Source organism: Amycolatopsis sp. NPDC051106 (assembly GCF_040682775.1).
Classification (GTDB): Bacteria; Actinomycetota; Actinomycetes; order Mycobacteriales; family Pseudonocardiaceae; genus Amycolatopsis.
This window is the reverse complement of sequence record NZ_JBFBBQ010000164.1, coordinates 1-9,626: the sequence shown is the minus strand read 5'-3', so window position 1 is coordinate 9,626 and position 9,626 is coordinate 1. Positions and strand designations below refer to the sequence as shown.

10 protein-coding genes are annotated in these 9,626 nt (G+C 69.9%); 8 read left to right on the top strand and 2 right to left on the bottom strand.

Going from position 1 to position 9,626, the window contains the following annotated elements; genetic code table 11:
• Window positions 1-301 precede the first annotated feature (301 nt).
• The 5 genes from AB0M83_RS47515 to AB0M83_RS47495 all read left to right on the top strand — a co-directional run bounded on the left by AB0M83_RS47515 (window position 302) and on the right by AB0M83_RS47495 (window position 4,649).
• Window positions 302-1,405, top strand: coding sequence for a PrsW family intramembrane metalloprotease (locus tag AB0M83_RS47515; RefSeq protein WP_364529097.1), 1,104 nt, complete (start codon window positions 302-304; stop codon window positions 1,403-1,405).
• A 144-nt stretch (window positions 1,406-1,549) separates the two neighbouring features.
• Window positions 1,550-2,458, top strand: coding sequence for a DUF2520 domain-containing protein (locus tag AB0M83_RS47510; RefSeq protein WP_364529091.1), 909 nt, complete (start codon window positions 1,550-1,552; stop codon window positions 2,456-2,458).
• Entirely contained in the window at window positions 2,455-3,360 is a 906-nt protein-coding gene (gene panC, locus AB0M83_RS47505; protein WP_364529088.1) for a pantoate--beta-alanine ligase, read from the top strand. Before AB0M83_RS47510 ends, panC begins: the two co-directional genes overlap by 4 nt.
• A gap of 9 nt (window positions 3,361-3,369) precedes the next feature.
• A complete protein-coding gene (panD, locus tag AB0M83_RS47500) occupies window positions 3,370-3,867 on the top strand; it encodes an aspartate 1-decarboxylase (protein WP_086674446.1) in 498 nt (165 codons plus the stop codon).
• Window positions 3,868-3,872: 5 nt separating this feature from the next.
• Complete coding sequence (locus AB0M83_RS47495) at window positions 3,873-4,649, top strand: type III pantothenate kinase (protein WP_364529085.1); 777 nt, start codon at window positions 3,873-3,875, stop codon at window positions 4,647-4,649.
• Window positions 4,650-5,337: 688 nt separating this feature from the next.
• On the opposite strand, the gene AB0M83_RS47490 is transcribed toward AB0M83_RS47495, so the two are convergent.
• Window positions 5,338-5,742, bottom strand: coding sequence for a DUF6640 family protein (locus tag AB0M83_RS47490; protein WP_364529082.1), 405 nt, complete (start codon window positions 5,740-5,742; stop codon window positions 5,338-5,340).
• 264 nt (window positions 5,743-6,006) lie between these two features.
• Between AB0M83_RS47490 and lysS the strand changes: the two genes are divergently transcribed.
• Window positions 6,007-7,518 carry a lysine--tRNA ligase gene (gene lysS / locus AB0M83_RS47485; protein WP_364529079.1) on the top strand — a complete coding sequence of 504 codons (1,512 nt, stop codon included), beginning with the start codon at window positions 6,007-6,009 and terminating at the stop codon, window positions 7,516-7,518.
• A gap of 135 nt (window positions 7,519-7,653) precedes the next feature.
• Entirely contained in the window at window positions 7,654-8,004 is a 351-nt protein-coding gene (locus tag AB0M83_RS47480) for an Lsr2 family protein (RefSeq protein ID WP_285477099.1), read from the top strand.
• 108 nt (window positions 8,005-8,112) lie between these two features.
• Here AB0M83_RS47480 and AB0M83_RS47475 read toward each other — a convergent pair whose 3' ends face one another.
• Window positions 8,113-8,880: a helix-turn-helix domain-containing protein gene (locus AB0M83_RS47475; RefSeq protein WP_364529094.1), complete on the bottom strand. Its 768-nt coding sequence runs from the start codon at window positions 8,878-8,880 to the stop codon at window positions 8,113-8,115.
• 111 nt (window positions 8,881-8,991) lie between these two features.
• Here AB0M83_RS47475 and AB0M83_RS47470 point away from each other — a divergent pair, with 111 nt between their 5' ends.
• A complete protein-coding gene (locus AB0M83_RS47470; protein ID WP_364529076.1) occupies window positions 8,992-9,558 on the top strand; it encodes a TIGR03086 family metal-binding protein in 567 nt (188 codons plus the stop codon).
• Window positions 9,559-9,626: the final 68 nt, after the last annotated feature.

The window sequence follows — 9,626 nt, the reverse complement described above, 5'->3', positions numbered from 1 at the left end:
CGTCTGACGCACCGAACGCCACATTGGGTGCGTCTGACGCACCGAACGCCACATTGGGTGCGTCTGACGCACCGAACGCCACATTGGGTGCGTCTCACGCACCCAATGCCACATTGGGTGCGTCGCAAGCACGCGCGGAGGAGCCGCCAAACCGCCGCGGGCGGCGGAGCACATACGGCACGCCGTGTGTGCCAGGTGGCGTTCCGGTTCCTGTCCGGTCTGCGTAGGGTGACCGGCTGTGAGCGGAACCCTCTCGCCCGCGACGGGACTCGATCGCGGACGGCGGCCTCGCCGGATCACCGTGCTGCTGCCGGTGCTCGGGCTGATCGTGGTTGCCCTGTGCGGCCTGTTCCTGTTCGGCCTCGCCACGGCGCGGGTCGGCCCCCTCGCCGTCACCATCGGCGTCCTCGCCGCGCTCGTGCCGGTCGCGGGCGTGGTCGCCGGGTTCCTCTGGGTCGACCGCTGGGAGCCCGAACCGGCGAAGTTCCTGCTGCTCGCCTTCGCCTGGGGCGCCTGCATCGCGACGATCACCGCGCTGCTCATCAACACCACCGCCGAGGCGGTCGGGGACGAGCTCCTCGGCAAGGGCAGCGGCAACACCGTCGCCGCGCTGGTCTCCGCGCCCATCGTCGAGGAGGCCGCGAAGGCGCTCTTCGTCGTCCTCATCCTGTGGCGCCGGTCCAGCGAGTTCGACGGCGTCGTCGACGGTGTCGTCTACGCCGGGTTCAGCGCCGCCGGCTTCGCGTTCACCGAGAACATCTACTACTTCGGCCGCGCCTTCAACGACTACGGCTTCGGCGACGGCCACAGCCAGGGCGTCATCACGGCGTTCTTCCTCCGGGGCGTCCTCGCGCCGTTCACGCACCCGCTGTTCGCCGTGCTCACCGGCATCGGGATCGGCATCGCCGCGCGCACGACCACGAAGGCGATGCGGGTCATCGCCCCGCTCGCCGGCTACCTGGCCGCCGTCTGCCTGCACGCGCTGTGGAACAGCGCCGCGCTGCTCGGCGGGTCCAAGTTCCTCACCGTCTACTTCCTGATCATGCTGCCGCTGTTCCTCGGCGTGGTCTACCTCGTCGTCCTCCAGAGACGACGGGAGCAGCGGATCATCGCCACCGCCCTGCCGCACATGGCCGCGGCGCGGTGGATCGCGCCGTCGGAGGTCGACCTGCTGGCCAGCCTGCCCGGCCGCCGGGCCTGGCGGCGCCAGGCGAAACGCCAGTCCGGAAAACGCGCCGCGAAGGCCGTCGCCGTGTACCAGGCGAGCGTGACGGAGCTCGCGTTCCTGGACCGGCGCGAGCTCACCACCGACGTCGACCGGCAGCGCCAGCAGGAGCTCCTTCGCACGTTGAAGGCCGCCCGGGCGGAAGCGACGCGCCTCGCTGACGAGGCCGCCCGAGGGTGACCCGGTCCGGGTGAAGCTGGTCACCCGGGTTCAACGCGGCGCGCTCAATCGAGTTAGTCTCGCGCCGTTCGTCCGGTACCCGGAACGGGACTGGAACGAGAGCAGAGGGAGTCTGCCACCCATGAGCGTCCACAGGCGCACGCCATGAATCGGCCCGCTCGTCTCGCGGTCGGTGTCGTTTCCGCCGGCCGGGTCGGCAGTGTGCTCGGCGCCGCGCTGGCCCGGGCGGGGCACACCGTGGTCGCCGCGTCGGGGCTGTCCGCCGCGTCGCTGGCCCGTGCCGAGCGCCTCCTCCCCGACGTGCCGCTGCTGCCGCCCGACGAGACCGTCCGCCGGGCGGACCTGGTGCTGCTCGCTCTCCCCGACGACGCGCTGGCCGGCATGGTCCGCGGGCTCGTCGCGACCGGGTCGCTGCGGCCCGGGCAGATCGTCGTGCACACCTCCGGCGCGCAGGGCATCGACGTGCTGGCGCCGGCGGCCGAGGCCGGGGCGCTGCCGCTCGCGCTGCACCCGGTGATGACGTTCACCGGCCGCGAAGAGGACCTCGAGCGGCTGGCGGCGTGCAGCATCGGCGTCACTGCGGCGGCCGACGACGACGCGGCCTGGAGCGTCGGCGAAGCCCTGGCCGTCGAGATGGGCGCCGAGCCGGTGCGCATCCCCGACTCCGCGCGAGCGCTCTACCACGCTGCGTTGACCCACGGCGCGAACCACCTGATGACGCTGGTCGCCGACTGCGCGGAAGTCTTGCGGGAAGCGGGAATCGGGCACTCCGAACGCCTGGTGGCGCCACTGCTTTCGGCGGCGTTGGATAATGTGCTCCGACACGGCGACCGCGCGCTCACCGGCCCGGTCGCCCGTGGCGACGTCGGCACCGTCCGCAAGCACCTGGAGGTGCTGGCGGACCGGGCGCCGGACGTGGCGCCGGCCTACCGCGCGATGGCCAAGCGCACGGTGGCGCGTTCTCTCGCAGCAGGAGTGCTGCAGGACACCGCGGCCGCCAAGGACCTCACCGAACTCCTCGACGATCCCGCCGAAGGGCACCAAGACCAGTGACCACACCGAAATTCAGCCGCGGCACGCTGAACACCTTCGCGTCGCCCGAGCAGATGAGCCAGGTCAGCAAGGCCCTGCACGGCGTCGGCCGCAAGCTGGCGCTCGTGCCGACCATGGGCGCGCTGCACGCCGGGCACCGCGAGCTGATCCGCCGCGCGAAGAGGCTGCCGAACAACGTCGTGGCGACCTCGATCTTCGTCAACCCGCTGCAGTTCGGCGAGGGCGAGGACTTCGAGGCGTACCCGCGGCCGTTGGAGAACGACCTGGCCGTGCTGGGCGAGGACGGCGTCGAAATCGCGTTCACGCCCAGCGCCGACGCCCTCTACGGCGAGGGCGCGGTCGTGACCGTGCACCCCGGCCCGCTCGGCGAGGAGCTGGAGGGCGCTGTCCGGCCCGGCCACTTCGCCGGCGTGCTCACCGTCGTGGCGAAGCTGTTCAACCTGCTTCGCCCGGATTACGCGCTGTTCGGGGAGAAGGACTACCAGCAACTCGTCCTGATCAAGCGGATGGTGCGCGACCTGAACATCGACACGCACGTCATCGGCGTGCCGACCGTGCGGGAGCGCGACGGGCTGGCGCTGTCGTCGCGCAACGTCTACCTGACGCCCGAGCAGCGTGAAGACGCCGTCGTCCTGTCGGCCGCCCTCACCGCGGGGGCGTTCGTCGGGCGCGACGGTGCCGAGGCGGTCCTCGAGACCGCGTGGAAGACCCTCGCCGCGCGGCCCGCGGTCGAGGTGGATTACCTGGAGTTGAGGGGAACCGACCTCGGGCCCGCGCCCGTCGATGGTGAAGCACGCTTGTTGATCGCGGCCCGGGTGGGGAGTACCCGGCTGATCGACAACGTTCCGGTTTTGCTCGGCGCTGCGGTCGAGCACCCGGAGCGGCTGGACGCAGGGGAATAGGAGTCCACGATGTACCGCACCATGCTCAAGTCGAAGATCCACCGCGTCACCGTGACCCAGGCCGACCTGCACTACGTCGGCTCGGTGACGGTCGACGAGGACCTGATGGAGGCCGCGGACCTGCTGCCGGGCGAACAGGTGTCCATTGTGGACGTCACCAACGGCGCCCGGCTGGAGACCTACGTCATCAAGGGCGAGCGCGGCAGCGGCGTCCTCGGCATCAACGGCGCCGCGGCGCACCTGGTGCACCCGGGCGACCTGGTCATCCTCATTTCGTACGGCCAGATGGACGACGCCGAAGCCGCGACGTACGAGCCGCGCGTGGTGTTCGTCGACGCGGACAACCGGATCGTCCACCGGCACGCCGACCCGGGCTACGCGCCCGAGGGATCGGGGCTGCTGTCGGGCACGGTGACCCTGCCGCCGGAGGAGGAGACGGCGGTGTTCCCGGTCGCGGAGACGGCGGACGCGCGCCGCCTCGACGCGCTGCTGCACGCGGAAAGCTGACCCGCTTGCTGCTCACCGTCGACGTCGGCAACACGAACATCGTGCTGGGGCTGTATTCCGGCACCGAACTGGTCGGTGACTGGCGCATGCGCACGGACGCGCGCATGACGGCCGACGAGCTGGCGTTGACGGTGCGCGGCCTGCTGGGCCCGCACGCGGACGCGGTGACGGGCATCAGTGCCTTGTCGACGGTGCCGGCGGTGTTGCGCGAGCTGCGGGTGATGCTGGCGCGCTACTACGCCCGCGTCCCGAAGATCGTGGTCGAGCCAGGCGTGCGCACGGGCGTGGCGCTGCTGGTGGACAACCCGAAGGAGGTGGGCGCGGACCGGCTGGTCAACACGCTGGCCGCGCACCACCTGCACGACACGGCTTGCGTGGTCGTGGACTTCGGGACCTCGACGAACGTGGACGCGATTTCCGCCCGGGGCGAGTTCCTGGGCGGGGCGTTCGCGCCGGGGATCGAGATTTCGGTCGACGCCTTGGCGTTGCGGGCGGCGGCGTTGCGGAAGGTCGAACTGGTGCCGCCGCGGTCGGTGATCGGCAAGAACACTGTGGAGTGTCTGCAGTCGGGGATCCTGTACGGCTTCGCCGGGCAGGTGGACGGGCTGGTCCGGCGGATCGTCCGAGAGCTGTCGCCGGGCGGGACGGAACCGGTTGCGGTGCTGGCGACCGGCGGTTTGGCACCCCTGGTGATCGGCGAGTCGGAGACGATCACCGACCACGTGCCGGATCTGACTTTGCTCGGGTTGCGGCTGGTCTTCGAGCGGAACGTCCGCGCCTAGCCGGGTTGTCCACAAGCGCTTGCGAATGTGGACAACTGGGCTGGGCGGGTTCCCGTTTCCGGTGTTTCGTCGGTGGCCGCCGATACGCTGGACAAGGGCACGCCCCCCAGGGAGGGCGGGGGCGCGTCAGCTGCGGGTCAGCCTGCGCAGGCCAGGCGCGTGGCGCCCGTTGTATTTCGTTGCGGCGGTCAAGGCGGCCCTGCGGGAGGCGGAGGTGACACCGAACCCGGCTTCGTCGGATTCGGGGTCGCGAATGAGTCATTGGGGACCTCTGGTGTCCCGAATGAGTCATTCGCGACGTCCGGATCGCGGGCGCGGGCGAGTCGGCCGGGATCCGTTACACCGCAGCGGCGGAAGCCAGGCGGCTGAACCGCGACTTTGCCGGAACCCTGCCCGGGGAGGGACGGGGGCGGCGTCAGCCGCGGAGCAGCCTGCGCCGGCGCAGGTCGAGGGGCGTGATGCCCTGGGCAAACGTCTTGAATGGGTCATTCAGGACAGCTCGAGACCTGAATGACCCATTCAGGACGTTTGACTCCGGCTGTGACGGTCGAGGTGGCCTTCGTCCGGGGCCGCGGCAGACGCGACCCGGATTCGCGACGTCCGGATCGCGGGCGCGGGCGAGTGGCCTGGGATCCGTTGCACGGCAGCGGCGGAAGCCAAGCGGCTGAACCCTGCCCGGAAGGGGGCGTCAGCCGCGGGCCAGCCTGCGCCGCTCCAGCACGTACCCAAGCGCCGTCACCGCCAGCGCCGGGAACGCCACCACCGCCTGCGGGAACTTCGCCGTCCCCGGCGGGTCGACGGCCTTCGAACCCGGGTAGGCCAGCGCCGAGATCTGCGTCAGCCAGTACAGCGACGCCAGCGTCGCGCCCGCGTCGAGTCCCTCCCGGGCCGCCGGGGCCTGCCAGAGCTGCCACAGGCTGGTGACGCCCAGCGCGAGCCCGAGGCTCATCGTCTGGCCGTTGTGGAACTTCGCGTGCGGTGGCCAAGCGGGGTTCTTGACGTGCGTTTCGTTCCAGTCGGCGCGGTACGGGCCGACGGCCGTCACCAACGACACCAGCGAGATCAGCGCCCGCCCCAGTGATTTTTTCGCCATCGCCCCAGTATCGGACCTCCACCAAGATCGAGGTCAATCCCAGGCTGACCGGAAATCTCTCATCGGTGCCGCGCGCGCGTTGCACATGGCGAAACCGATCGCTTTCGGGTAGCCGGGCCGGTGCTCGGCGTACGCGGCCGCGCGGCTGCCGAAGGAGGAAGCCCGCCGGGTGTGGGTGGGGTCACCCAGGGGCTCAGGTTAATGGACGGAAAGGAAAGGTAATCCGGTTGGCGTAGCGCGCGGCCGGGTTCGTACCCTATGGCCATGACCGAAAAGCCCCCTCCCACCAGCGTGCCCGCCGAAGACGAACTGCCCGAGCAGATGCGGGTGCGCCGGGAGAAGCGCGACCGGATCCTCGCGGAGGGTATCGATCCTTACCCGGTCGAGGTCCCCCGGACGCATTCGCTCGCCGAGGTGCGGGCCGCGCACGCGGGGCTGCCCGTCGACACCGCCACCGGCGAGACGGTCGGCGTCACCGGCCGGGTGATGTTCCTGCGCAACACGGGCAAGCTGTGCTTCGCGAGTCTCCGCGAGGGCGACGGCACCGAGCTGCAGGCCATGATCAGTCTGGCGAAGGTCGGCGAGGACGCGCTGGCGGCCTGGAAGTCCGACGTCGACCTCGGCGACCACGTGTTCGTGCAGGGCGAGGTCATCACGTCCAAGCGCGGCGAGCTGTCCGTGATGGCCGACGCCTGGCGCATCACGTCGAAGGCGCTGCGTCCGCTGCCCAACGCCTTCAAGGACCTGGCCGAGGAGACGCGGATCCGCCAGCGCTACGTCGACCTCATCATGCGCCCGCGCGCGCGGGACGTCGTGCGCACGCGGGCCGGCGTGGTCCGGTCGCTGCGGGAGTCGTTCCACCGCCGCGGGTTCACCGAGGTCGAGACGCCGATGCTGCAGACGCTGCACGGCGGCGCCGCGGCCCGCCCGTTCGTAACGCACTCGAACGCGTTCGACATGGAGCTGTTCCTGCGGATCGCGCCGGAGCTCTACCTCAAGCGCTGCGTCGTCGGCGGCATCGAGAAGGTCTTCGAGATCAACCGCAACTTCCGGAACGAAGGTAGCGACTCTTCGCACTCGCCGGAGTTCGCGATGCTCGAGTACTACGAGGCCTACGCCACGTACGACACGAATGCGGTGATGACGCGCGAGCTGATCCAGGAGGCCGCGCAGGCGGTGCTGGACACCCAGGTCGTCACCCTGCCCGACGGTTCGGAGTACGACCTGTCCGGCGAATGGACCACACTCGGAATGTACGAGTCGTTGTCCGATTCCCTCGGCGAAGAGGTGACGCCGGAGACACCCGCCGCCAAACTGCACGGATTCGCGCAGGCCAGGGGCCTGGAAGTGGATCCGAAGCTGGGTCACGGCAAGCTGGTCGAGGAACTGTGGGAACACCTCGTCGGGGATCACCTGCACGCCCCCACGTTTGTCCGTGATTTTCCGTTGGAGACGTCGCCATTGACGAGGCAGCACCGCTCCCGGGCCGGCGTGGCCGAGAAGTGGGACCTCTACGTGCGCGGATTCGAACTCGCCACCGGATACTCCGAGCTGGTCGATCCGGTCGTCGAACGGGAACGGCTCACCGAACAGTCGCTGCTGGCCGCGCAGGGTGATAGCGAAGCCATGCGGCTCGACGAGGATTTCCTGCGGGCTCTGGAGTACGGAATGCCGCCGAGCGGCGGCGTCGGAATGGGAGTCGACCGGCTCCTCATGGCGCTGACCGGTCTCGGTATCCGGGAGACGATCCTCTTCCCGCTCGTGCGACCCGAATAACCCGCCAGTGTCGTTTACCGCAATGAGATTTGCACTGTCCTCCAGAAGCGGGTACTAATGTTCTAGACAAAGACTTCTGTCCCGGGGCTCGCCCCGTAACCAGATCATTGCGCAAGTCCCCGCAGGAGGAATCGGATGGCACAGAAGGTGCTCGTCTCGCTGGTCGACGACCTCGACGGCAGTGAGGCGGAAGAGACTGTCGAGTTCGGTTTGGACGGCGTCAGCTACCAGATCGACCTCTCTTCGGATAACGCCGAGGAGCTGCGGGACGCCCTCGCCCAGTATGTCGAGCACGCGCGTCGCGCGGGTGGCCGCAAGCGCGCTTCGGTGCGCCCGGTCTCGGGTAAGGGTTCCGCCCGTCCCGCCGCCGTCGACCGCGAGCAGAACCAGGCCATTCGGGCGTGGGCCCGCAAGAACGGTTACGCCGTTTCGGACCGGGGCCGGATCCCGTCCGAGGTCGTCGAGGCCTACCACAAGAAGAACTGAGGATTCTTCAGCTCTCCGGGTGGCCGCAGGTCACCGGGAGAGCTGGGGAAACTCCTCGAAGCGGGGTTCCAGCAGAGGCCGCCGGGCGAATTCGCCCGGCGGCTTTCTTCATGTCCGATCACTGTCCGGTGTTCGCCGCGCCGTCCGGGCGTACTCGGCGGGCGGCTGACCCGTCACGGCGCGGAAATCGCGGATGAAGTGCGATTGGTCGCTATAGCCCAGTCGAACCGCCAGACCGGCGTAATCCGGCTCTCCTTCCGCGGCGATCCGCTGCGCGGCGTCGTTGAGGCGGTATATCCGGATCGCCCACTTGGGCGTGCAGCCGACGTGTTCGGCGAACAGCCGCTGGAGGGACCGGGTGGTCAGTCCAGTATCCGCGCAGAGTTGGGCCACCCGGGTAATTCCCGGATCCCCTGCGATTGATTCCACGGCCTCGGCGGCTCGCCGAGCGGCGGCCGACAGCTCGGCGGGATTTGCGATCAGCAAGTTGTCGATCGCGCGGACCATTTGCGCGTCATCGGCCGCGGTCCGCACCGATTCCGCGGCTTCGATCGCCTTCGGCCCGAAAACGTCGACGAGCGGGACAGCGCGGTCGGCGATGTCACTCACCGGGCCGCCGAGGAACGCGCGGAAGCACCCGGGCCGGAAACGCACGCCCAAGCCCTGGACGCGGCCTTCGAGGTGGTGGGAAAAGACGTCGTGGGCCGGGCCGTACACACCGGACGCGCCGGGGAAGAACGTCGCGTGCACCGAGAGGTTCGGCAGTACGTGCTGTTCGTGGGGCGGTTTGCCGCGCAGGTCCCAGCGCAGCACCCAGTGGTATTCGACGAACTCGGCGAGTTCGGGCGCGGGTGCGTGCCTGGTCAGCGTGAACATAGTGCGCGCGGTGGCCTCGGCCACGATGCCGCGCGGGATCCGGTGCACGCGTTCACGTTAGCTGTCGCGTTCCTTCAAGACGGCCTCTCGGTGGGTGGATTGGATCGCGGGATGACTGCCGAGCTCATGCGGCCCGCCGCGGCCGAATTCCTCCGGGTCGCCCACGCCGTGGCCGACCTTTCCGCCCCGACGCCGTGCGCCGGCTACGACGTCCGAGGGCTGCTCAACCACCTTCTGTACTGGGGGCCGTGGCTCGTGGCCGCGGGCCGCCGCGAGGACCCACCGTCGCCGGGGGCGGGCGAGGCGGAGTCGGCGCTGGTCACGGAGGACTGGCGCGCGGCGCTGGAGAAGCAGGCGGAGACGCTCGTGGACGTGTTCGGGACGCCGTCGGCGTGGGAGGGCATGACGGCGCTGGGGACGGCGCGGATGCCGTCGTCGGTGGTCGGCGACATGGTGCTGGGCGAGTTCGTCCTGCACGGGTGGGATTTGGCCCGGGCCGGCGGGCAGGAGCTCCGCTGTGCTCCGGAGGCGGCGACGGCGGTGTACGAGTCCGCGGTGGCGATGGGTGAGCAGGCGCGGTCGATGGGGGTTTACGGGCCGGCGGTTGCCGTGCCTTCGGACGCTTCGGCGTTGGAGCGGGCTTTGGGGGCCTCGGGGCGGGACCCGCGCTGGAGGTGACCCAAGCGCCCCAATGTGGCCTTCGGTGCGCCTGACGCACCGAAGGCCACATTGGGTGCGTCAGACGC

Excerpts from the sequence above, each read along its gene's own strand:
- AB0M83_RS47470 (WP_364529076.1), top strand. The coding sequence starts at position 8,992 with ATGACTGCCGAGCTCATGCGGCCCGCCGCGGCCGAATTCCTCCGGGTC.
- AB0M83_RS47475 (WP_364529094.1), bottom strand. The coding sequence starts at position 8,880 with ATGTTCACGCTGACCAGGCACGCACCCGCGCCCGAACTCGCCGAGTTC.
- AB0M83_RS47490 (WP_364529082.1), bottom strand. The coding sequence starts at position 5,742 with ATGGCGAAAAAATCACTGGGGCGGGCGCTGATCTCGCTGGTGTCGTTG.
- lysS (WP_364529079.1), top strand. The coding sequence starts at position 6,007 with ATGACCGAAAAGCCCCCTCCCACCAGCGTGCCCGCCGAAGACGAACTG.
- AB0M83_RS47510 (WP_364529091.1), top strand. The coding sequence starts at position 1,550 with ATGAATCGGCCCGCTCGTCTCGCGGTCGGTGTCGTTTCCGCCGGCCGG.
- AB0M83_RS47480 (WP_285477099.1), top strand. The coding sequence starts at position 7,654 with ATGGCACAGAAGGTGCTCGTCTCGCTGGTCGACGACCTCGACGGCAGT.
- panD (WP_086674446.1), top strand. The coding sequence starts at position 3,370 with ATGTACCGCACCATGCTCAAGTCGAAGATCCACCGCGTCACCGTGACC.